Origin of the sequence: Nocardiopsis flavescens, assembly GCF_900141985.1 — a bacterium.
Taxonomy (GTDB): domain Bacteria; phylum Actinomycetota; class Actinomycetes; order Streptosporangiales; family Streptosporangiaceae; genus Nocardiopsis; species Nocardiopsis flavescens.
This window is the reverse complement of record NZ_FQZK01000004.1, coordinates 350714-374088: the sequence shown is the minus strand read 5'-3', so window position 1 is coordinate 374088 and position 23375 is coordinate 350714. Positions and strand designations below refer to the sequence as shown.

At 74.0% G+C, this 23375-nt stretch carries 20 protein-coding genes; 18 read left to right on the top strand and 2 right to left on the bottom strand.

Annotated elements, in window-relative coordinates; translation table 11 throughout:
* Positions 1-3: 3 nt before the first annotated feature.
* On the bottom strand, positions 4-1002 hold the full coding sequence (locus BUE45_RS10560) for a sugar isomerase (RefSeq protein ID WP_073378219.1): 999 nt from the start codon (positions 1000-1002) through the stop codon (positions 4-6).
* Positions 1003-1138: 136 nt separating this feature from the next.
* On the opposite strand from BUE45_RS10560, the gene hisI reads away from it, so the two are divergent.
* The 14 genes from hisI to BUE45_RS10490 all read left to right on the top strand — a co-directional run bounded on the left by hisI (position 1139) and on the right by BUE45_RS10490 (position 13273).
* A complete protein-coding gene (gene hisI / locus BUE45_RS10555) occupies positions 1139-1483 on the top strand; it encodes a phosphoribosyl-AMP cyclohydrolase (protein WP_073378217.1) in 345 nt (114 codons plus the stop codon).
* Between the two features lie 107 nt (positions 1484-1590).
* The gene (locus BUE45_RS10550) at positions 1591-2238 is read left to right on the top strand and encodes a Trp biosynthesis-associated membrane protein (protein WP_073378314.1); all 648 of its coding nucleotides are present in this window, start codon (positions 1591-1593) and stop codon (positions 2236-2238) included.
* Positions 2238-2528, top strand: coding sequence for an HGxxPAAW family protein (locus BUE45_RS10545; RefSeq protein WP_073378215.1), 291 nt, complete (start codon positions 2238-2240; stop codon positions 2526-2528). Before BUE45_RS10550 ends, BUE45_RS10545 begins: the two co-directional genes overlap by 1 nt.
* Before the next feature lie 506 nt (positions 2529-3034).
* Positions 3035-3388: a CD225/dispanin family protein gene (locus BUE45_RS10540; protein WP_073378213.1), complete on the top strand. Its 354-nt coding sequence runs from the start codon at positions 3035-3037 to the stop codon at positions 3386-3388.
* Between the two features lie 96 nt (positions 3389-3484).
* Entirely contained in the window at positions 3485-4009 is a 525-nt protein-coding gene (locus BUE45_RS10535) for a DUF2752 domain-containing protein (protein WP_378651842.1), read from the top strand.
* A 42-nt stretch (positions 4010-4051) separates the two neighbouring features.
* A complete protein-coding gene (locus BUE45_RS10530) occupies positions 4052-4423 on the top strand; it encodes a CD225/dispanin family protein (protein ID WP_073378211.1) in 372 nt (123 codons plus the stop codon).
* 234 nt (positions 4424-4657) lie between these two features.
* Positions 4658-5464, top strand: coding sequence for an indole-3-glycerol phosphate synthase TrpC (gene trpC, locus BUE45_RS10525; protein WP_073378209.1), 807 nt, complete (start codon positions 4658-4660; stop codon positions 5462-5464).
* 258 nt (positions 5465-5722) lie between these two features.
* Positions 5723-6940, top strand: coding sequence for a tryptophan synthase subunit beta (trpB, locus tag BUE45_RS10520; protein ID WP_073378207.1), 1218 nt, complete (start codon positions 5723-5725; stop codon positions 6938-6940).
* Entirely contained in the window at positions 6940-7746 is an 807-nt protein-coding gene (gene trpA / locus BUE45_RS10515; RefSeq protein ID WP_073378205.1) for a tryptophan synthase subunit alpha, read from the top strand. Before trpB ends, trpA begins: the two co-directional genes overlap by 1 nt.
* Before the next feature lie 351 nt (positions 7747-8097).
* Entirely contained in the window at positions 8098-8610 is a 513-nt protein-coding gene (locus BUE45_RS10510) for a MauE/DoxX family redox-associated membrane protein (protein ID WP_073378203.1), read from the top strand.
* Between the two features lie 47 nt (positions 8611-8657).
* Positions 8658-9635: a DsbA family protein gene (locus BUE45_RS10505; RefSeq protein WP_073378201.1), complete on the top strand. Its 978-nt coding sequence runs from the start codon at positions 8658-8660 to the stop codon at positions 9633-9635.
* 55 nt (positions 9636-9690) lie between these two features.
* Complete coding sequence (gene lgt, locus BUE45_RS10500) at positions 9691-10785, top strand: prolipoprotein diacylglyceryl transferase (protein WP_073378310.1); 1095 nt, start codon at positions 9691-9693, stop codon at positions 10783-10785.
* A gap of 142 nt (positions 10786-10927) precedes the next feature.
* Positions 10928-12082: a hypothetical protein gene (locus BUE45_RS10495; RefSeq protein WP_073378199.1), complete on the top strand. Its 1155-nt coding sequence runs from the start codon at positions 10928-10930 to the stop codon at positions 12080-12082.
* A gap of 246 nt (positions 12083-12328) precedes the next feature.
* Entirely contained in the window at positions 12329-13273 is a 945-nt protein-coding gene (locus BUE45_RS10490) for a hypothetical protein (protein WP_073378197.1), read from the top strand.
* A 43-nt stretch (positions 13274-13316) separates the two neighbouring features.
* Here the strand turns inward: BUE45_RS10490 and BUE45_RS10485 are convergent, their stop codons facing one another.
* Entirely contained in the window at positions 13317-15062 is a 1746-nt protein-coding gene (locus BUE45_RS10485) for a bis-aminopropyl spermidine synthase family protein (protein ID WP_073378195.1), read from the bottom strand.
* Positions 15063-15624: 562 nt separating this feature from the next.
* On the opposite strand from BUE45_RS10485, the gene gltB reads away from it, so the two are divergent.
* The 4 genes from gltB (at position 15625) to BUE45_RS10465 (ending at position 23352) form a co-directional block, all read left to right on the top strand.
* A complete protein-coding gene (gene gltB, locus BUE45_RS10480; RefSeq protein WP_073378193.1) occupies positions 15625-20187 on the top strand; it encodes a glutamate synthase large subunit in 4563 nt (1520 codons plus the stop codon).
* Between the two features lie 30 nt (positions 20188-20217).
* A complete protein-coding gene (locus BUE45_RS10475) occupies positions 20218-21675 on the top strand; it encodes a glutamate synthase subunit beta (protein ID WP_073378190.1) in 1458 nt (485 codons plus the stop codon).
* A gap of 251 nt (positions 21676-21926) precedes the next feature.
* Positions 21927-22349, top strand: a complete 423-nt coding sequence (locus BUE45_RS10470) for a DUF2784 domain-containing protein (protein ID WP_073378188.1) — start codon at positions 21927-21929, stop codon at positions 22347-22349.
* Between the two features lie 73 nt (positions 22350-22422).
* Positions 22423-23352 carry a prenyltransferase gene (locus BUE45_RS10465; protein WP_073378185.1) on the top strand — a complete coding sequence of 310 codons (930 nt, stop codon included), beginning with the start codon at positions 22423-22425 and terminating at the stop codon, positions 23350-23352.
* The last annotated feature ends 23 nt before the right edge of the window (positions 23353-23375 follow it).

The following is a 23375-nucleotide window of genomic DNA, read 5'->3' as shown; positions in this document are numbered from 1 at the left end:
GGCTCACCTGCCCGACTCGTGCCACAGGTGCGCGGCGAGCAGCGCCGGGACCGCCGTCTCGGCCATCAGGGCGACGTCGGGGTCGGTGTCGCCCGGGTAGCGCACGCTCAGCTCCGCCCCCGGCACGCTCTCGCGCCCGGGGGTGGGGCCCACCGCCACGAACCGGCCCCGCAGCTGGCCCAGGTGCTCGGAGAAGCGCTCGTCGTAGGCGGACCCGGCGAACAGCAGCGCCCGGTAGTCGGTGACGGCGGCCAGGTAGCGGTCGGTGTGGGACCACTCGCCGGTCTCGCAGGTGCGGGCCACCGCCACCGGGCCCTTGCGCAGCAGCTGGGCGCCCTGCACCGCCGACGCGGTGCGCTCGGCGGGCGCCACCAGGTGCACGCCGTGCGGGGAGGCCAGCGCCCGGGCGGCCTCGGGCACCCAGGTGTGCGCGGAGGCCAGCAGCGCCTCCACGGCGTTGGCCGACCGGCGCAGCAGGCTGGGCAGGTTGCGGCTGCCGCCCAGCACCGGCGCCCCCAGCCGGTGGCCCAGCAGCAGGGCCAGGCCCATCGCGTGCTGGTAGGCGCCACAGCCCAGGCCGGCCCCGTCCGCGCCGTGCAGCGGAACCAGCAGGTCGGCGTAGCGGGCCACCACCGCGTCCCGGTCGGCGGCGAGCACCACCACCGGGGAGCGGCCCACGTACCGGTCCAGGGCCGTGCACAGCTCCCGCTGCCCGCCGCCCAGGCTCACCCCCACCACCAGGGTCTCCGGGCCGGCGGGGGGTTCCAGCGCGGACGCCGAGGAGTCGGCGACCGCGCCCACCCCGGCGAGCCGCAGCCGGGCCGCGGCCACCTCGCACACGCCGCGGGCCGCGCCGATCCCCAGGAACCGCACCGCGGCGGGCTCGTCGTCGAGCAGGGCGGGCAGCGCCGCGTACGGGTCCCAGCGGGGGAACCGCTCGGCCAGGGCGTTCAGGGCGGCGGGCATCCCCGCCAGGTCGGCGGACAGGGCCTGGGCCGTCACGGGAACCCCGCTTTCCGTTCGTGTGCTCGGCGCCGCACCGGGCGGCTGCTCAGGGCACGCACTCTAGAACACCCGCGCGCCCCGCTGGGCACGCCCCGGTGACACGCGGGCGACGGGCGGCCATAACCTGGAGGACATGAGCGTCACCAGCCTCGACCCGGCCATCGCCGCCCGCCTCAAACGCACCGGGGACGGACTCGTGCCCGCCGTCGTGCAGCAGCACGACACGGGCGAGGTCCTCATGCTCGCCTGGATGGACGACGAGGCGCTGCACCGCACCCTCACCACCGGGGCGGCCACCTACTGGTCGCGCAGCCGCGGCGAGTACTGGGTCAAGGGCGCCACCTCCGGCAACACCCAGCGTGTGGTGTCGGTCGCACTCGACTGCGACGGCGACACCCTGCTGGTCGGGGTCGACCAGACCGGGGCGGCCTGCCACACCGGCGACCGCACCTGCTTCGACGCGGGGCGCCTGCTGTGACCCCGGCCGACCGCGGGACCCGGACCCCGGAGGGCGCCGCGGGGGCGGCGCCCGCCGACCCGTCGGCGCGGCGCCCCGGGCGCGAGTTCGCGGTCGCCGCCGCCGGGCTGGCCGCCGGGGCGGGCCTGCTGCTGGCCTCCGCCGGGCGCGTGTGGGCCACCGGCGACCTCGCCGCCGCCGGGCCGGTGGCGCCCGCCCCGGTGGAGGTCACCGGCGGCGACCTCACCGGAGCCCTGGCCGGGATCGGCTGGGCGGCCCTGGCGGGCATCGCCGGGCTGTACGCCGCCCGCGGGTGGGCGCGCCGCCTCGTCGGCGCCCTGCTGGCCGCGGGCGGCGCCTACGCGTTGAGCGCGGTCGCCGGCGCGGTGGGCCCCGGGGCGCTCACGGACGCCGTCGACGGGGCCGCCTCGGCGGGTACCGCGCGCGCGGCCGGGGCACCCGACCTGCTGGCGGCCGGTCCGGCGATGGCGGTGGCGGGCGCGGCGCTGATCCTGCTGGCCGGGGTGCTCGCGCTGGTGCGCTCCCCCGCCTGGCCGGGCATGGGGAACCGGTACGATCGGGACGCCGCACCGCGTGCGAACCCCACCGGCACCCCTGCCGACCTGTGGAAATCGCTGGACGCAGGTGACGATCCCACACTCGACGCCCCCGGAGGCCAGGCGCCCGCAGGCTCGGCGGGCGGCGTCGCCGACGGGGACGGCACCCCACCCGTACCGCCGACCGAGGGGTCGGACGAATCGAAGGAGAAGCGCTGATGTCCGCCGACGAACACCACGACGACCACGGCAACACCGTGTCCGCCTGGTTCCTCACCCTCTCCTGGATCGTGGCCTGGACGGTGGCGGCCGTCGCCATCATCGGCGGCGGCGACCTCGTCACCTGGACCGTGGTCGCGCTGGTCGTCAGCGCGGCGACGGCCGCCGTGGCCGGTGTGATGAAGAAGGCCGGTCTGGGCCGCAAGGAGCCGCGCCCGGTGCCGCCGACCCGCGAGGAGTGGGAAGCGTCTCACACGGCCGCGAAGAAGGACAAGAAGGTCGCCGCCTAGGCGCCGACCGGGCCCCTCGTCCGGCCGGGTCCTCCCAGGGCCCGCGGTCCCCTCCGGGGGAACGCGGGCCCTGGGCCGTGGTCCCGGGCCGGCGCGCGGGTCCCCGGCCCGGCGGGGGATGCGCGCCGGAGGCCGCCGGTCCGGGCGGGCGCCCCAGCGGCGCCGGCGGTCAGCGGGGACGGCGAGGACGCGGGGCCGGGACGGCTCCGCGGGCCCACTCCGAGGGACATCATGGCCACTTCCGGACAGAACCGGAGAATCCGCAGCTCACAACGACTGAGTAACGGAAAATGGACGAAGGTCCCATGTGGCGGGTAGATTCTCCTCACCGGCCGTGACAGCCGTACAGGCCGACTGGTGGATCGTCTCCCCCGTCTGGCAACATGCGAAGTCACCCGCGGCGTGATCGCACCGGTGTTCCGACCCTGCCCCACTGCCGGACCCGTGTGCCCTGCCGCACGTCGCGAGCCGAAAACCCTTGTCCGCATTCTGGAAAGTTGTTCCCCATGAGCTATGGTCCCCCGCCCCCCGCCGGTCCTCCCGGAGGCGGCTACGGTCCTCCCCCCGGTGGCGGCGGCTACGGCCCGCCCCCCGGCTCCACCCCGCCCGACAACGGCCTCGTCTGGGCCATCGTCGCGGTCTTCTGCTGCTGGCCGTTCGCCATCCCGGCGATCATCAACGCGACCAAGGTCAACGACCTGTGGAACCGCGGCGACCAGGCCGGAGCCATGGAGGCCCAGGCCCAGGCCAAGAAGTGGACCAAGATCGCCTTCATCCTGGGAAGCATCAGCCTCATCCTGACCCTCGGGCTCTACGCCTGCAGCTTCGCCGTCGCGCTCAGCAGCACCCCCTCGTACTAGTAGGGGAATGCCGCTCACGCACCCTCTGCCCCCGGACATGCGTATGCCCGGGGGCAGCGCCTTCCCCGACCGAGAACGCACCTTAAGCTGGTGGACGTGGAGCCCGAACACGCCGGTCACCGGCACGAGACCGCCGCAGGCGCGAACGCCGACGGACGCGCCGACCTCCCCTGGGGGCAGCGGGTCCTGCGTCGCCTGCACCGGGTCCCGCCCCCCGTGTGGCCGCTGGGCGCCGGCGCCCTGGTCCTGGCCGGGGCCACGCTGCTCCACTTCGTGAGCCCCGCCGAGCCCGGCAACTACCCCACCTGCCCCTGGTTGCTGCTGACCGGAACCTTCTGTCCCGGGTGCGGCACGATGCGCGCCATCGCGCTCACCACCCACGGCGACATCCTGGGCGCCATCAGCATGAACCCGCTGCTGGCCCTGCTCGCCCCGTACGTCCTGTGGGCGTACGTGCGGTGGATCGCCGCCACGGTCCGCCCGCCCACGGCGCCGCCGAGACCGACACCGGTCTGGTTCCTGTGGACCCTCACGATCACCATCACGGTGTTCTGGGTGGCGCGGAACCTGCCGTGGTTCTCCTTCCTGGCCCCGGGGACGCCCCTGCTCCCCGGCTGGTGACCCCGGGGCGCCCCCGCTCCACGTATCTGAAAGGTGCACGACATGAGCTACCAACCGCCCTCCGGCGGCTACGGTCCCCCCTCCGGCGGCTACGGCCCGCCCCCCGGCGGCTACGGGGGCCCCGCCCAGCCGCCGCCCTCGGGCCCGCCGAAGAACTACATGGTCCACAACATCCTGGGGATCTTCGGCTGCACGATCATCGGCGTCATCGGCCTCATCTTCTCGCTGCAGGTCAACAGCAAGTGGCAGGCCGGGGACTACCACGGCGCCGAGGAGTCGGCCAAGGTCGCCAAGATCATGGGCATCATCAGCCTGATCGGGTTCATTCTGATGATCGTGGTCGTGGTGTTCTACATCATCCTCATGGTCATCGGGTTCGCGATGATCGGCACGGCGGACTACTCCACCTACTAGCCGCCGGGCCCCGCCCGTCCCCGCGGCCCGGACCACGCGTTCGGGACGTACCAGGAGGGGCCGCCCCCGCCGCCCCCGCCCACACGCCGTGTGCGCGGGGGCGGCGGCGTTGCCGGCCCCGGAGGTCGATACGATGAGCGCACACGGTGCGACGGCGGCACGGCCGCGCGCCCCTGCGGCCCGCCCTGCGGCGCGAGCGCCGCGACCGGCCACGACGATAGGGAGCGGTAACCAGTGAGCGTGCTCGACGAGATCCTCGACGGAGTACGCGCCGACCTGGCCGAGCGGCAGGAGGCCCTGCCCCTGGACGAGCTCAAGGAGCAGGCCGCGTCGGCGCCCACCCCGAAGGACGCCGAAGCCGCCCTGCGCCGCCCCGGAGTGCACGTCATCGCCGAGGTCAAGCGCGCCAGCCCCTCCAAGGGCCCGCTGGCGGCCATCGCCGACCCGGCCGCGCTGGCCCGCGACTACGAGGCGGGCGGGGCCGCCCTCATCAGCGTCCTCACCGAGCAGCGCCGCTTCAACGGCAGCCTCGCCGACCTGCGCGCCGTCGCCCGCGCCGTCGACACCCCGCTGCTGCGCAAGGACTTCGTCGTCAGCTCCTACCAGCTGTGGGAGGCCCGCGCCTTCGGCGCCTCCGCGGTCCTGCTCATCGTCGCCGCCCTGCCCCAGGAGGCCCTGGTCTCCCTGGTGGAGCGGGCCCGCTCCCTGGGCCTGATGCCGCTGGTGGAGGTGCACGACGAGGACGAGGCCGACCGGGCGCTGGACGCCGGGGCGACCGTCGTCGGCGTCAACGCGCGCAACCTCAAGACCCTGGAGGTCGACCGGGACACCTTCGCCCGGCTCGCCCCCCGCCTCCCCTCCGACATCGTCAAGATCGCCGAGTCCGGCATCCGGGGGCCGCACGACCTGCTGGCCTACGCCGGTGCCGGCGCCGGAGCCGTCCTCGTCGGCGAGAGCCTGGTGCGCGGCCGCAACCCGCGCGAGGCCGTCGCCGACCTGGTCACCGCCGGGGCGCACCCCGCCCTGCGGGACCGGAACTAGGGGACGGACGGCTCCATGGGGGGAACGACGGCGCACACCGCCATCACGGCCCGTACCGGCCGCCGATGGCGATGGCTCTAGGGGACCCGCCGCGCACCGTGCGCGGGCCCGGGTTCCCGTCGCCGCGTTGACCCACGTCAGAAACGCGCCGCGGGCCCAGGAACCGCCGCGGCGCACGGAACGGTCGACGCGCGCACCCTCCCGTGCGCCCGCGCGAGGGGGTGGGCCGTCGGCCCCGCACCCTACAAGGACAGCCCCATGAGCCACGATCCGCAGCTGCCCGACGCGCGCGGGCACTACGGCCGCTTCGGCGGCCGGTTCGCCCCCGAGGCACTCATCGCCGCCCTCGACGAGGTCGAGGCCGAGTGGGACAAGGCCCGCCTGGACCCGGACTTCCAGGCCGAGCTGGCCGGACTCCTCAAGGACTACACCGGCCGCCCCAGCGCCCTCACCGAGGCCGGCAACTTCTCCGAGCACTGCGGCGGCGCCCGCGTCCTGCTCAAGCGCGAGGACCTCAACCACACCGGCTCGCACAAGATCAACAACGTGCTGGGCCAGGCCCTGCTCACCCGGCGCATGGGCAAGACCCGCGTCATCGCCGAGACGGGCGCCGGCCAGCACGGGGTGGCCACCGCCACCGCCTGCGCCCTGATGGGCCTGGAGTGCGTCATCTACATGGGGGAGGAGGACACCCGCCGCCAGGCCCTCAACGTGGCCCGGATGCGCCTGCTCGGCGCGGAGGTCGTCCCGGTCACCATCGGCAGCCGCACCCTCAAGGACGCCATCAACGAGGCGTTCCGCGACTGGGTCGCCAACGTGGACCGCACCCACTACCTGTTCGGGACGGTCGCGGGCCCCCACCCCTTCCCCCGGCTGGTGCGCGACCTGCACTTCGTGGTCGGCGCCGAGGCCCGCGAGCAGGTCCTGGAGCGGGTGGGGCGGCTGCCCGACGCGGTGGCCGCCTGTGTGGGCGGCGGCTCCAACGCCATGGCGGTCTTCGCCGCCTTCCTGCCCGACACCGATGTGGCCCTGTACGGGTTCGAGGCGGGCGGCGACGGCGCGGACACCCCGCGCACCGCGGCCTCCATCAGCTCCGGCAGCCCCGGCGTGTTCCACGGCGCCCGCACGTTCGTCCTCCAGGACGAGTACGGGCAGACGCTGCCCAGCCACTCCATCTCCGCCGGCCTGGACTACCCGGCGGTGGGCCCCGAGCACGCCTACCTGGCCGACACCGGCCGGGCGCACTACGAGGCGATCACCGACGCCGAGGCCATGGAGGCCTTCCGGCTGCTGTGCCGCACCGAGGGCATCATCCCGGCGATCGAGAGCGCCCACGCCCTGGCCGGGGCGCGCAAGCTGGGGGAGCGGATGGGCCCCGGCGCGGTGATCCTGGTGAACCTCTCCGGGCGCGGCGACAAGGACGTGGACACCGCCGCCGCCTACTTCGGCCTGATCGACGGTAAGGACGAGGCGTGATGACGACCCTGCAGAGCAAGCTCGCCCAGGCGCGGGCCGAGGGCCGGGCCGCCCTCATCGGCTACCTCCCGGCGGGGTTCCCCGACGTGGAGTCCTCGATCCGGGTCGTCCAGGCCATGGTCGAGGGCGGCTGCGACGTCGTCGAGGTGGGGCTGCCCTACTCCGACCCGATGATGGACGGCCCCACCATCCAGCGGGCCGCCGACGTCGCGCTGGCGGCGGGGACCACCACCGACGACGTGTTTTGCGTGGTGGAGGCGACCGCGCGGACGGGGGCGGCCGCGCTGGTGATGTCGTACTGGAACCCGATCGAGCGCTACGGGGTGGAGCGGTTCGCGGGGAACCTCGCCAAGGCGGGCGGGGCGGGGGTCATCACCCCCGACCTCATCCCCGAGGAGGCGCAGGAGTGGACGGCGGCCTCGGACACCGCCGGCCTGGACCGGGTGTTCCTGGTGGCGCCCTCCTCCACGGACCGGCGGCTGGCCCTGACCGCGGCGGCGTGCAGCGGGTTCGTGTACGCGGCGTCGCTGATGGGCGTGACGGGGACGCGCACCCAGGTGGCCGGCACCGCCGAGGTGCTGGTGCGGCGCACCCGCGAGGCCACCCGCGGGTCGGGGCTGCCGGTGTGCGTGGGCCTGGGCATCTCCACGGGGGCGCAGGCCGCCGAGGTGGCCGGCTACGCGGACGGGGTGATCGTCGGCGCCGGGTTCTGCCAGCGGGTGCTGGACGCCCCGGACCTGGAGACGGGGCTCATCGCGGTGACGTCGTTCGCGCAGGAGCTGGCGGCGGGCGTGCGGTCCCGCTGACGGGGTCCCCCGGGCGCCGTCCCGGGGACCTGCGGCACTGGTCACGGGCCGTCCCCCGAGCGGGGGCGGCCCGTTCCGCGTCCGGGCCGGTCAAGGGCCCGGTTAAGAAGGTTAAGCCGGTGAGAATCGGGTGAGAAGGGGCCTGGGAACGCCCGCAACGGCGGCGCGGGCGGGCCCCGCGGTGGTCTGATGGTCGGTGACCGGCGCCGGGGTCCGGTCCGTCCCGCACCCCGGTACCGGTGCCCGGAGTCGCCGGGTGGTCACAGCCGGTAGGCTCTGTGTGATCACTGAGAGCGATTGAATGGGTGCAGAGTGCAGCTAATCGGCCCCCGAGTCCCGAAGGCCACCGACATGGACACACCCGATGAATCCCCCGCCCCCGCCCCCGCCCCCGGGTCGCGCTGGTCCGCCCTCCAGCCCTGGCTCACCCTCGCGTGCCGCCTCGCCCTCGCCGGGATCCTCGTCTACGCGGCCGTCTCCAAGTACCCGCCCGCGCTGTCGGTCCAGGCCGTGGAGGCCTACGACCTCTTCCCGCACGAGGTCGCCCGCCTCATCGGCTACACCCTGCCCCTCTTCGAGCTGGCCCTGGCCGTCCTCCTGCTCGTCGGCCTGGCCACCCGCTTCACCGGCGCCGTCACCGCGCTGCTCATGGTCGTCTTCATCGCCGGGATCCTCTCGGCCATGGCCCGCGGCCTGAGCATCGACTGCGGCTGCTTCGGCGGCGGCGGCGCCGTCGACCCCGGCGAGACCACCTACGGCCTGTCCATCGCCCGCGACATCGGCTTCGCCGCCCTGGGGGCCTTCATCGCCCTGTGGCCCCGCTCACCCCTCGCCCTGGACCGCCCGCTCGGCCTCTTCCGCTGACCCGCGGCCCACGACCACCCCTACTCAGGAACAGAAGGAACACCACCATGGGGAGCGAAGCGCGCAAGCGCGCCCGTGAACGGCTCAAGGAGCAGCGGGCCAAGGAGAGGAAGGCCGCCGCCCGGCGCCGGAACCTCATCGTCGTCGGCGTCGCCGCCGCCGTCATCGTCCTCATCGTCGGCATCGGCTACGCCGTGCTCAACTCCGACCGCGACGAGGGCTACACCGGCCCCCTGGCGGCCCAGACCCTCCAGGAGGACGGCAGCGTCGTCATGGCCCAGGAGGGGGCCCGGGCCCCCGTGGTCGAGGTCTACGCCGACTACCAGTGCCCCGCCTGCCGCCAGTTCGAGCTCACCAACGGCGGCCTGCTCAAGGAGCGCGCCGCCCAGGGCGAGGCGATCGTCCACTTCCGCCCGGTGAGCATCTTCGCCCAGCAGCAGGTCCCCATCAGCAGCAACTCCCTGCGCGGCGGGGCCGCCGCCCGCATCGCCGCCGACCACGGCGTCTTCGTCCAGTACAACGACGTCCTCTTCGAGAACCAGCCCACCGAGGGCCGGGAGGGCTTCTCCACCGAGCAGCTCCGGGAGTGGTTCGCCGGACTGGACACCTCCGCCGCCCAGCAGGAGGAGTTCGACGCCCGCCTGGAGGAGGAGGCCGCCGTCGTCACGGAGTTCACCGAGGAGTTCCTCCCCGCCCTCACCGAGGACGCCGTGGCGCAGATCGGCCAGGAGACCCTGGGCACGATGGTCCTGTCCGACCTGCTGGCCTGGGGCGCGGACAACGGCCACGACCCGGGGTTCCTGGAGGGCACCTACACCGGCGAGCTGATCGACGCCACCGGCGCCGCCTACACTCGCTACAGCGGGGACAGCGCCTTCCGCGGCACCCCTTCCGTCTACATCAACGGCGTCCTGCTGGACAACAACACCGCCATGACGGTCCGCGGACTCTCCGAGGCGATCGCCTCCGCCGACCCCGGTAAGGTCGAGACCCAGCCGTTGGCCGACGGGGGTGAGGCGCAGTAGCACCCCTGAAGACACCCCCCGCACGCGGGGCGAACCCGAGAGCAGAGCAGTGACACTGTCGTCGACAGCCAGCGAGGGCGCGGCCGCCACCGGCCGCGCCCTCGCGGCGATCCCGAGCCCGCAGGTGAACTCGATCCCGATCGGGCCCCTGGAGATCCACTTCTACGCCCTGTGCATCCTGGCCGGCGTCATCGTCGCCGTCCTGTGGAGCGAACGCCGCTGGAAGACGATGGGCGGCGAGCCCGGCACCATCCTGGACATGGCGGTGTGGGCGGTCATCCTCGGCCTCATCGGCGGCCGTCTCTACCACGTCGTCAGCGACGCGCAGCTGTACTTCGCCGAGGGCCGCGAACCCATCCGCGCCCTCTACGTGTGGGAGGGCGGCCTCGGCATCTGGGGCGCCATCCCCCTGGGCGCCGTCGGCGTGTGGCTCGTCGCCCGCAAGCGCGGCCTGTCGATGACCAAGCTCTCCTTCGCCATCGCCCCCACCCTGCCCCTGGCCCAGGCCCTGGGCCGCTGGGGCAACTACTTCAACCAGGAGCTGTTCGGCCGCCCCACCGACCTGCCCTGGGCCGTGGAGATCCAGCCCTACCCCGAGGGCCACCTGCGCCCCGGCATGGAGTTCGGCGTCTCCACCTACCACCCCACCTTCCTGTACGAGTCCCTGTGGTGCCTGGGCCTGGCCGTCCTGCTCGCCTGGGCCGGACGCCGCTTCGAGTCCTCCCTCCAGGGCGGGCGCCTGTTCGCCCTGTACGTCATGGGCTACTGCGTGGGCCGCTTCTGGATCGAGTACCTGCGGGTCGACCCCGCCAACGACTTCTTCGGCCTGCGCCTGAACAACTGGACCTCGATCCTGGTCTTCGCCGGCGCCCTGGCCTACTTCGTCTGGGCGGGCCGCCGCCTGGACCGGTTCTCCACGGCGGTCGTCCCGCACGGCGCCGACGCCGGGACCCAGGTGTTCGGGCCCACCGGCGACGGTGAGATGGGTAACGACAGCACCGTCTACAGCACCGCGGACACGGGGGATTCCGACCTCGGGTCCTCGGTCGGCGGTGCCGGGACGGAATACCACCCGAGCCCGGAGCGATCTAGTAGCGAGGGCTCGACCTCGAACGACGAGGGAACCGATTCCGGGACGAAGCCCGAGTAGACACGGGGAAGGGCGCCCGCCCGTCTCGCACGGGCGCGGCGACCGCGCACGCATTCCACTTCCACACCCACGAGGGTGACGACGTGCCCGCACGTGCCCCCGTACCTTTCGAGCAGACCACGGGTTGACATTGAAGAAGACCGTGAGCAGAGCCGAGTCAGGGTACGGCCGCAGAGGCCGCCGCGGCGGATCCCGCCGCGCCGACACAGGCCGTACCCGCGACCACGCCGACGACTACGGCCATGACGAGGAATACGACTACGACCCGGAGGAGGACTTCTCCGCCGAGTACGGTCACACCCCCGTCGACGAACAGGACCGGCAGGACGGGCAGGACCCGGAGGCGGACGGTACCGGCGACGACGCCGGGGGCCGCAGAGGCCGCCGCGGCGGATCCCGCCGCGCCGCACCGGCCAGGGACGGCAGGAAGGGCGGGGTGAACCGCGTCTCCGCGTTCTCCGCCTCCGCGATCAAGAAGGTGTCGGTCCTGGGCGACCGGCCCAACCAGATCGTGTACACGCTCGCCGAGCAGAGCAAGCGCAAGCGCGGCACCGCCGTGCTGGGCCTGCTCATCGGGGCGTTCGTCCTGGCCCTGGTGGCGCTGCTGGGCCTGCTGTCCTACCAGCTCTTCACCGGGACGGGCGGCACCTCGTCCGGCGGCGACGGCAGCGTCGTCGTCCCGCCCGAGGGCCACAGCACCATCACGCCGCAGCTGTACATGTCCAATCCCAACCGCGACGAGGTCTTCGGGCCCATCAACGAGCGCCCCGAGGGCCTGGAGCCGATGACCCGGGAGGCGGTGTTCGACCCCGTCCAGGAGATCGAGCTGGACGGCATGGAGATGGAGCTGCGCGACGGCGCGGTCACCGACTCCTGCACCTCCCTGGTGTGGGGCGAGGGGCTGGGCCAGAGCCTCATCGACGCGAACTGCGTCAACGCGGCCTCGGGCGTGTACACCGACGCCGACGAGGAGTACGTCGCGCAGGTCACCCTGTTCGACCTGTCCGACGCCGACGCCGCCGCCGAGGTCGAGGCGTCCCTGGACCCGGGCAACGCCGAGACCGGGGCCGGGTTCCTGCTCAGCCGCACCGGCGACGAGGTCCCCGGCCTCCAGGACGGCTACAGCGAGGCGACCTCGCAGGTCATGGGCCACTACCTGGCGGTGTTCTGGGTGGCCCGCACCGACGGCAGCCCGCCCGGGGACGACACCGACCTGGCGAAGGTGACCGTGGCGTCCATGAACGCGGTCCCCTACGTCTACAACGAGGTGATCGCCGCCCAGGCGCAGCAGGAGTAGCGGCGGCGCTCCGGCGCCCCACCGCGCACCCGCGGACGAACGGCCGTGCTTCCAGCACGGCCGTTCGTGTTCCCCGGACGTCCCGATAGGATCTCGGACAGATCGACCTGCCCTGCAACGGCCGGGTCGAGCGGGGCGCGCGCACCGCTCCCGGGGGACTCCCCGGCCCCCCGCCGCGCCCCCGCCGAGCGCAATCGGGTTCCACCGCGCACACGCGGGCCCGTCATCCGAGGAAAGGTCCACTGGGTGTCCCCTTCTGAAGCGTCGGCGTCCGGAACAGCGGGACGCCGGAGGAAGAACAGCGAACCCGACGACGCCGGGGGCGCCGCGCGTACGGGCGGCCGGCGCCGCGCCGGCGGGCGCCGCAAGCAGGAGCCCCGGCGGTTCGGCCGCCTCATCGCCGTCGTCGGGGGCGTCCTGGTGGCCGCCCTGATCGGCCTGGGCGTCGTCCTCTACCTGGACCGGGGCGAGGAGGGCGGCGCGGACGGGCCCCCGCCGCAGACCCGGCCCGTCGCCTACAGCGTCGAGGACGTGGGCGACAACGACATGAACGCGGTGCTGGCCGACCGCGAGGCCGACGCCCGCCCCCTCAACGAGGGCGAGCTGTTCGGCGACCGCAGCGCCGAGATCTCCAGCCGGGGCATGGAGTTCACCCTGCGCGACTCCGAGCTGTCGCAGGACTGCGCCGCCGCGGTGTGGGGCGAGGAGGTCGTCGCGGCCCTGGCCGACGCCGACTGCACCCAGGTCGGGCGCGCCACCTACGTGGGCGACGACTACTTCGGCACGGCGGTGATCTTCAACCTGGCCGACGTCGAGGGCAGCCGCGCGGTGGCCGCCTCGATGGCCGAGCCCGAGGTCCCCGAGGGCGAGGAGCCGCCCGAGGGCGCGCCCGAGCCCGGCTTCGTCATCCCGCCCTCGGGCGCGGACCCCTTCGACCGCCTCGGCTCCGGCTACAGCTCCGCGGAGGCCACGGTCAGCGGCCACTACCTGGTGGTGGTGTGGGTGCAGCCCGCCGACTCCGAGTCGGTGGAGGACCGGGTGAGCCTGGCCAGCCCCATCGTGACGCTCAGCAACTTCCGCGACCCGCTCTACCGGCGCCTGGTCAACCTCCGCGAGGACGAGCCGGCCTCCGAGCCCGAGCCGGGCGCGGTCCCGGGCACCGAGGAGACGGTGCCCGTCCCCGGGAGCTGACCCCCGCCCCCCGGGGCCGCGCACGCGGCCCCGGGGGCGCCCCTCACCCCGACGCCTCCCCGCCCGCGGACCCGCCGCCCGCGGACCCCGGGCCCCGTGCGTCCCACACCGCCGCGACCACCTCGCGCAGCCCGGCGAAGCGGTGCCCGGGCAGGTCGAGCAGGGTGTGCCCGGCGATCCAGTCCGGGGCGGCGGCCACCGCCAGGCGGGCGGCCCGCTTGTTCACCGCGGCGCCCTCCTCCCGGGCGACCCGCACGACCCCGGCGCGCAGCACCGACGCCAGCGACCCGTGGGCGTGCTCCTGGACGTGCACAAGGAGCCGGTCCACGGGGTCCTTCGCCGCGGGGGCCGGCTCCAGCCGCACCGCGGTCAGCGACGGGTCGCCGAACCCGCGCAGGAACCGCACCCGCAGCCGCGGCCCGACCAGGGCGCGCAGCTCCGTCTGGCCGCGCTCGTCGCGCACGCACGCCGCGGAGGACGGCACCAGCAGGTACCCGCCCCCGTCGGGGCAGGCCAGGGCCGCCCGCGGGGCGATCCGCTCCCAGCCGCCGGTCAGGTCCACCACGGGCGGCCCCGACAGCGGCACCGGCCCCTCCATCCACGTCGACAGGCGCACCCGCCCGGACTCCGGCAGGACCTCGGCGGGCCAGGCGCCCACCGGCACCGGGGGCGTCCCGGCGTCGTCGGCGGCCCGCTCCAGGGCGGCGCGCGCCCGCGCCCCGTCCAGCGCCCCGCGGGACTCCTTGGCGTTGGCGCCCTGGCTGTAGACGCGGGCGCCGCCCTCCGGCGCGGGGGGCGGCGTGCGGGTGAGCGGCCGCAGCACGTACAGGTCGGAGGCGGCGCCGATGGACTCGGCGCCCTCGTACCGGTGGAAGTCGGGCCACAGGGCCTCCAGGGCCAGGTCCAGCCGCAGCAGCCGGGACTGGGTGGCGGCGGCCAGCCGGGGGGTGGTCTCGCTGACCCCGTAGGCGACCAGGACCCGCCCCCGGCGCGGGTCGGCCATGCCCTCCAGGCCGCGGCGGACGAACAGCTCCACCCCGTCGGCGGTGTAGGGCGGGTCGGTGAACACGAGGTCGGCCGCGCCGCGCAGCCCGGGCGGCAGGCCCAGGCGCAGGTCGGCGAAGTGGGTGCGCACGTCCAGGCCCAGCCGGTCGGCGACCGCGTCGATGTGGGCGAGCACCCGCTCGTCGATGTCGGCGACGAGGACCCGCGCGTCCGGGCGCACCAGGGCCAGGGCGACGGAGGTGAGGTCGTGGTCGCCCACGCACAGCACGGTGCGGCCGGCGAGGTCGAACCGGGTGTCCAGGAACAGCGCCCGGCGCAGCGCGGTGCCCGCGGTCGCGGTGACGTGGTCCAGGTCCAGGTCGGCGGCGGGGCCCTGGGCGACCGCGCGGGCGATCTCGGCGGCGGCCCGTCCGTGCCCGGCCACCAGGTGCCCCACCGGGTCGGCGAGGGAGTCCGCGGCGGCCCCGGCGTAGTCCGCGGGGCGGGCGAGCCGCACCCCGTCGCCGCCGGGGTCGCGGACCGCCTCCCCGGCCTCCACCAGGCGCTCCACCAGGGCCGCCACCAGGACGCGGGCGACGCCGGTGGCGCGTACGAGGTCGTCCGCGGTGCGGTGTTCGCCGTCGGCCAGGGCGGCCAGGACGGCGCGCGGGCGGGGGGCGTCCACCCCGTGGTCGCGCAGCGCCCGCAGCGCCGCTTCGGGCAGGGGCGGGGGAGGGGGCGCCGGGGTCGCCTGCGGGGCGGCGGGGACGCCGCCCCCGCCGGGGTTCGTGGGGTCTGCTGCCATGCACCGATCGTCCCACGCCCCGGGGCGCGGGGTCTCCGGGCAGGTCAGGGCGGGGATCGGCGGTGAGTGACATATCACTCGGGCGCGCCGACGGGCCCCTCTTGGGCGGACCGTTAACGCCGGGGTAATGTGGGGGAGCGGCGCACTGCGTTCGCGTGCCCGGAGCGAGGATCCCGACCAACCGTCGGGTTTTATCCGCTTTGGGAGGTTTAGCGGGATTCCCTGGTGGAAGAACCGGCTAGGCACACCCACGACGGGGAACACCCGTCACGGGGGACCGCGGCACCACCCGCAGGGTGCGGCGGCACGCGACGAGAGAGGCACCGCGACACCCGGTGGTCTAGACCTGCGATTCGCGTCGCGGCCGGACCGGCCGGTATAAGGGATACCGCTCGCAGCGGGCGACCATCCGCCATCCGCACCACGAGGACGTGGCCGCGGTACGGTGGCGGACCACACGGCGTCCACAAGACGGGCACACCACAACTTCACGCACGCAGCAGGGCCAATGTCGTCCCGGATGCGCTTTTCACGAAGCCGACGAAAGACGACAGGAGGGTAGATGCCCGCTGGTCAGGTGCGGCGTTCGTCCGTCCGAGCGAACGCGATCCCCACTTCTCAGGGCCTGTACGACCCCGCCTTCGAGCACGACGCCTGCGGTGTGGGCTTCGTCGCCGACCTCACCGGTCGCCGCGGCCACGACATCGTGCAGAAGGCACTCACGGTGCTGCGCAACCTCGACCACCGCGGCGCCTCCGGCGCCGACCCCGACGACGGCGACGGCGCGGGGATCCTCACCCAGATCCCGCACGAGCTGTTCACCGAGGTCTGCGACTTCGCGCTGCCCGAGGCCGGCGCCTACGCCGCCGGCATCGCCTTCCTGCCCGCCGACGCCGCCGACCGCGCCGAGGCCGTCGCCGCCATCGACCGCATCGTCGCCGAAGAGGGCCTGACCCTCCTGGGCTGGCGCGAGCTCCCCTTCGAGCCCCGCTACAGCGGCCCCGCCGCCCGCCAGGCCATGCCCTACTTCGGGCAGCTCTTCATCACCGGCACCCCCGGCACCGCCACCGGCGGCCTCACCGGCATCGACCTGGAGCGCCACGCCTACTGCGTCCGCAAGCGCGCCGAGCACGAGGCCGACGTCTACTTCCCGAGCCTGTCCCCGCGCACCATCGCGTACAAGGGCATGCTCACCACCCCGCAGCTCGAACCGTTCTTCCCCGACCTGTCCGACCGGCGCTACACCTCCGGCCTGGCCCTGGTCCACTCCCGGTTCTCCACCAACACCTTCCCGTCCTGGCCGCTGGCCCACCCGTTCCGCTACGTCGCCCACAACGGTGAGATCAACACCGTCAAGGGCAACCGGAACATGATGCGCGCCCGCGAGGCCAAGCTCGCCACCGACCTCATCCCCGGCGACCTGGACCGCATCTTCCCCATCGTCGACCCCGACGACTCCGACACCGCGTCCTTCGACGACGCCCTGGAACTCCTCCACCTGGGCGGGCGCTCCCTGCCCCACGCGGTGCTCATGATGATCCCCGAGCCCTGGGAGAACCACACCGAGATGGACCCGGACGTCCGGGCCTTCTACGAGTACCACTCCACCCTCATGGAGCCCTGGGACGGCCCCGCGTCCGTCTCCTTCACCGACGGCTCCGTGGTCGGCGCCGTCCTGGACCGCAACGGCCTGCGCCCCGGGCGCTACTGGGTCACCGAGGACGGCCTCGTCGTCCTGGCCTCCGAGGCCGGCGTCCTGGACATCGACCCCGCCACCGTCGTGCGCAAGGGCCGCCTGCAGCCCGGCCGCATCTTCGTCGTCGACACCGCCCAGGGGCGGATCATCGAGGACGAGGAGATCAAGGCCGAACTCGCCGCCCAGCACCCCTACCGGGACTGGATCGACACCGGCGTCCTGCGCCTGGCCGACCTGCCCGCCGCCGAGCCCGTCCCCGTGACCGAGCTCAACCGCGCCCAGCAGGTCTTCGGCTACACCGAGGAAGAACTCCGCGTCATCCTCACCCCCATGGCCCGCACCGGAGCCGAGCCCATCGGCTCCATGGGCACCGACACCCCGGTGGCCGCGCTCTCCGCGCGCTCGCGCCAGCTCTTCGACTACTTCTCGCAGAACTTCGCCCAGGTCACCAACCCGCCCCTGGACGCCATCCGCGAGGAGATGGTCACCAGCCTGTCCACGCTCCTGGGCGCCGAGCACAACATCCTCGACGCGGCACCCGGCGACACCCGCCGCCTCGTCCTGCCCACACCCGTGGTCGACCAGGACGAGCTCGCCGCCATCGTCGAGGCCGGGCGCACCGACCCCGCCCTGCGCACCCACACCGTCGACGGCACCTACCCCGTCGACGGCGGCGGCGACGCCCTCGCCGCCCGCCTGGGCGAGCTCAACACCGAGATCGACACCGCCATCGCCGACGGCGCCCACATCCTGGTCCTGAGCGACCGCGCCGCCGACGCCGACCGGGCCCCGATCCCGTCGCTGCTGCTCACCGGTTCGGTCCACCACCACCTCGTCCGCGAGAAGACCCGCACCGAGGTCGGCCTCGTCATCGAGGCCGCCGACGTCCGCGAGTGCCACCACGTCGCCCTGCTCATCGGCTACGGCGCCTCCGCGGTCAACCCGTACCTGGCCCTGGCCACGGTCCGCGACCTCGTCCGGCGCGGCACCATCGGCGGCGTGGAGGAGGACACCGCCGTCCGCAACACCGTCAAGGCGTTCGGCAAGGGCGTCCTGAAGGTCATGTCCAAGATCGGCGTCTCCACGGTCAGCTCCTACACCGGCGCCCAGATCTTCGAGGCCCTGGGCCTGGGGCAGGAGGTCATCGACCGCTGCTTCACCGGCACCACCTCCCGCCTGGGCGGCGTCGGCTTCGACGTCCTCGCCGAGGAGGTCGCCATCCGCCACCGCCGCGCCCACACCGCCAACCCCGCCTCCGGCGCCCACCGGCGCCTGGAGACCGGCGGCGAGTACCAGTGGCGCCGCGAGGGCGAACCGCACCTGTTCAACCCCGAGACCGTGTTCAAGCTCCAGCACTCCACCCGCACCCGCCGGTACGAGATCTTCAAGGAGTACACGGGCAAGGTCGACGACCAGGCGGCCGCACTGATGACCCTGCGCGGCCTGTTCCGCCTCAAGGAGGGCGTGCGCGAGCCCGTCCCCCTCGACGAGGTCGAGCCGGTCTCGGAGATCGTCAAGCGCTTCTCCACCGGGGCCATGTCCTACGGGTCCATCTCCGCCGAGGCCCACGAGACCCTCGCCATCGCGATGAACCGCCTGGGCGGCAAGTCCAACACCGGCGAGGGCGGCGAGGACCCCGCCCGCTTCACCCCCGACGCCAACGGGGACCTGCGGCGCAGCGCCATCAAGCAGGTCGCCTCCGGCCGCTTCGGCGTCACCTCGCACTACCTCACCAACGCCGACGACATCCAGATCAAGATGGCCCAGGGCGCCAAGCCCGGCGAGGGCGGCCAGCTGCCCGGCCACAAGGTCTACCCGTGGGTCGCCGACACCCGCCACTCCACCCCGGGCGTGGGGCTCATCTCCCCGCCGCCCCACCACGACATCTACTCCATCGAGGACCTCGCCCAGCTCATCCACGACCTCAAGAACGCCAACCCCTCCGCCCGGGTCCACGTCAAGCTGGTCTCCGAGGCCGGGGTGGGCACCGTCGCCGCCGGCGTCTCCAAGGCCCACGCCGACGTCGTCCTCATCTCCGGCCACGACGGGGGGACCGGCGCCTCGCCGCTCACCTCCCTCAAGCACGCGGGCACGCCCTGGGAGCTCGGCCTGGCCGAGACCCAGCAGACCCTGCTGCTCAACGGCCTGCGCGACCGCATCGTCGTCCAGGCCGACGGCCAGATGAAGACCGGGCGCGACGTCATCATCGCCGCCCTGCTCGGCGCCGAGGAGTTCGGCTTCGCCACCGCGCCCCTGGTCGTCTCCGGCTGCGTCATGATGCGCGTCTGCCACCTGGACACCTGCCCGGTCGGCGTCGCCACCCAGAACCCCGCCCTGCGCGAGCGGTTCTCCGGCAAGGCCGAGTACGTGGTGAACTTCTTCGAGTTCATCGCCCAGGAGGTCCGCGAGTACCTCGCCGAACTGGGGTTCCGCAGCCTCGACGAGGCCATCGGCGCCGTCGACCTGCTCGACACCGCCGGTGCCGTCGAGCACTGGAAGGCCAAGGGACTGGACCTGTCCCCGATCCTCCACGAGGTCGAGCCCTGGGCCGGGGACCACCGCGTCCGCACCCGCACCCAGGACCACGGCCTGGAGAAGGCCCTGGACAACACCCTGATCCAGCTCGCCGAGGGCGCACTCGACTTCGGGCGGCCCGTCCGCCTCGAACTCCCCGTGCGCAACGTCAACCGCACCGTCGGCACCATGCTCGGCCACGAGGTCACCAAGCGCTACGGCGCCCAGGGCCTGCCCGACGACACCATCGACGTCACCTTCACCGGCTCCGCCGGCCAGTCCTTCGGCGCGTTCGTGCCCCGGGGCGTCACGCTCCGCCTCCACGGCGACGGCAACGACTACGTCGGCAAGGGCCTGTCCGGCGGCCGCGTCGTCGTCCGCCCCGCCGACACCTCCGCGCTCGTCGCCGAGGACCACATCATCGCCGGCAACGTCATCGGCTACGGCGCCACCTCCGGCGAGATCTTCCTGCGCGGCGTCGTCGGCGAACGCTTCTGCGTCCGCAACTCCGGCGCCCTGGCCGTCGTGGAGGGCATCGGCGACCACGGCTGCGAGTACATGACGGGCGGCCGCGCGGTCGTCCTGGGCCGCACCGGCCGCAACTTCGCGGCCGGCATGTCCGGCGGCACCGCCTACGTGCTCGACCTCGACCCCCACCGGGTCAACACCGAGATGGTCGAGATCGAGGAGCTCACCGACGAGGACCGCGAGTTCCTCACCGGCGTGCTCGCCCGCCACCGCGCCGAGACGGGCTCCGCCGTCGCCGAACGCCTCCTGGCCGACGGGGACGCCGGACTCGACCGCATCGCCAAGGTCATGCCGCGCGACTACAAGCGCGTCCTGCTCGCCCAGGCCGAGGCCGAACGCGAGGGCCGCGACGTCGACGAGGCCGTCATGGCCTCCGCGCAGTCCTGAGCGTCAGCCGATACGAGAGGAGGAACGGCCATGGCCGACCCCAAGGGTTTCCTGAAGATCACCGAGCGCGAGCTCCCCGCACACCGCCCCGTGGACGTCCGCATCCAGGACTGGCGCGAGGTCTACGAGGACTTCGACCGCGGAACCGTCACCAAGCAGGCGTCACGCTGCATGGACTGCGGTATCCCGTTCTGCCACAACGGCTGCCCCCTGGGCAACCTCATCCCCGAGTGGAACAGCCTCGTCCACGGCCACGACTGGGCCGAGGCGATCGAACGGCTCCACGCCACGAACAACTTCCCCGAGTTCACCGGACGGCTCTGCCCCGCACCCTGCGAGTCCGCCTGCGTGCTGGGCATCGACCAGCCCGCCGTCACCATCAAGAACGTCGAGGTCTCCATCATCGACCGCGCCTGGGAGGAGGGCTGGGTCAAGCCCCTGCCCCCCGCCGTGCGCACCGGCAAGACCGTCGCCGTCGTGGGCTCGGGCCCCGCCGGCCTGGCCGCCGCCCAGCAGCTCACCCGCGCCGGGCACGACGTCACCGTCTACGAGCGCGCCGACCGCATCGGCGGCCTGCTCCGCTACGGCATCCCCGAGTTCAAGATGGAGAAGCGGCACATCGACCGCCGCATCGCCCAGATGACCGCGGAGGGCACCACCTTCCGCACCGGCGTCGACATCGGCACCGACATCACCGCGGAGCGGCTGCGCGCCGACCACGACGCCGTCGTGCTCACCGGCGGCGCCACCGCCTGGCGCGACCTGCCCGTCCCCGGCCGCGAGCTGGCCGGCGTCCACCAGGCCATGGAGTACCTGCCCCAGGCCAACCGGGTCCAGTTCGGCGACTACGACCGCGCCCCCCTCAACGCCGAGGGCAAGCACGTCATCGTCATCGGCGGCGGCGACACCGGCGCGGACTGCGTGGGCACCGCCCACCGCCAGGGCGCGGCCAGCGTCACCCAGCTGGAGATCATGCCCAAGCCTCCGGCCACCCGCCCCGACTCCCAGCCCTGGCCCACCATGCCGATGCTGTACAAGGTGACCAGCGCCCACGAGGAGGGCGGCAAGCGGATCTACTCCGTCAACACCCTGGAGTTCCTGGGCGACGGCGAGGGCAACGTGCGCGCCCTCAAGCTCGTCGAGGTCCGGCGCACCGACAAGGGCTTCGAGCCCGTGGAGGGCACCGAGCGCGAGATCCCCGCCGACCTCGTCACCCTCGCCATGGGCTTCGTCGGCCCCCAGAAGGAGGGCATGATCGAGCAGCTCGGCGTCGACCTCGACGGACGCGGCAACGTCGTCCGCGACGCCGACTACCGGACCAGCGTCGAGGGCGTCTACTGCGCCGGGGACATGGGCCGCGGCCAGTCCCTCATCGTGTGGGCCATCGCCGAGGGCCGCTCGGCCGCCGCCGGGGTCGACCGGTTCCTCACGGGCGCCGGCAGCGACCTGCCCGTCGCCATCGCGCCCACCGCGCGACCGCTCGTCTGAGCCGACCGCACCGGGGGCGCGCGGGTCACCCCGCGCGCCCCCGGTGCGTCCTCCGCGTGCCTTTCCCCGCGGTCGGACCGCCGCCCGCAGGGGCCGCAGGGCCCCGTCCGTGTGCGCGGCGCACGGGCGCCCGCGGGACACCAGGTGTTGCACACCGGTGACCCCGCCGTGGCCCACGCCCCCGCCCGCCACCGAGAGACTGAGGTCACGCCCCCGCACCCGGCGCCCCCACACCGACGGGAGCAGCGACCTTGGCCTACCGGATCATCGGCGACGCCGCCATGCTCGCCCACTTCGCGTTCATCCTCTACCTCGCCCTCGGCGGCCTCCTCGCCTGGAAGTGGCCCCGCACCTTCTGGGCCCACCTCGCCGTCGCCGCCTACGGCCTCTCCATCAGCGTCTTCGCCTGGACCTGCCCCCTGACCCACGTCGAGAACTGGGGCCGGGTGAACGCCGGACGGGCCGGCCTGGCGCAGGAGGGCTTCATCGACCACTACCTCACCGGCGTCATCTACCCCGCCGACGGCCTGCGCGAGGTCCAGGCCGGCGTCGGCGCCCTGGTCGTCCTGTCCTGGATCGGCCTCGCACTGGTCACCCGGCGCCGCCGCGCCCGGCGGACCGCCGACGCACGCCCCCCGCGCCACAGCGACCCCGTCCGCCGCCACCCCACGTAAAGAACACGAATGGATCGGCCGCGCGGCCGATCCCCCGCCCACACCCCTGGGTACCGTTCCCCACATGAGCGTAGTGACCTGGGATTCCTTCCGCGCCGCAGAACACTTCACCATGCGCACCGCCCGGCTCATCGACCGGTACCGCTTCGCGTACCACTTCCAGTCGGGCCCCACCGCGCCCATCCGCTCCGCGCTGGCCGCCTACCGCAACATCGACGGCGGCTACGGCAACGCCCTCGACCCCGACCTGCGCGGGCACGCCAGCCAGCCCCTGGCCGTCGACACCGCGCTGCGCTACCTCGACGAGCTCGGCCCCATCCCCCAGGACCTCGGCCAGGGCATCTGCCGCTACCTCGCCACCACCTCGCCCGACGGCGGCCTGCCCCCCGTCACCCCCGCCGTCCGCCACACCGAGGCCGCCCCCTGGTGGCGCGAGCGCCCCGACCACGGCCCCGACCTCGCCCTCACCGCCTCCATCACCGGACGCCTCCACAAGCACAACATCACCCACCCCTGGCGCGACCGCGCCACCGCCTACTGCTGGAAGCACATCGACGCCCTGCACTGGACCGACCCCCACGAGGCCATCGGCATCTGCACCTTCCTCCAGCACGTCTCGGACCGCCCCCGCGCCCTGGCCGCGGTCAACCGGCTCTCCACCATGATCCGCGCCGTCGTGCGCACCGACCCCCACGAGGGCGCCTCCGTCCCCGGATACCGCAGGGCCGCCTCCCCGCGCCACCACGTCCACACCCCCCTGGACCTGGCACCGGACCCCTCCTGCATCGCCCGCCCCATGTTCACCGACTCCGAGATCGCCGCCAACCTCGACCGCGTGGAGAAGACCCAGCGCCCCGAGGGCGGCTGGAGCGCCGACTGGGACCACTGGGACGCCACCGCCACCCACGAACTGGAGGGCATGCGCACCATCCAGCGACTGCGCATCCTGCGCGCCTACGGGCGCCTCACCCCCGGCGTCCCCGCCCCCAGGCGCGACCGCTGACCCCCGCACGACACGCGGACGAC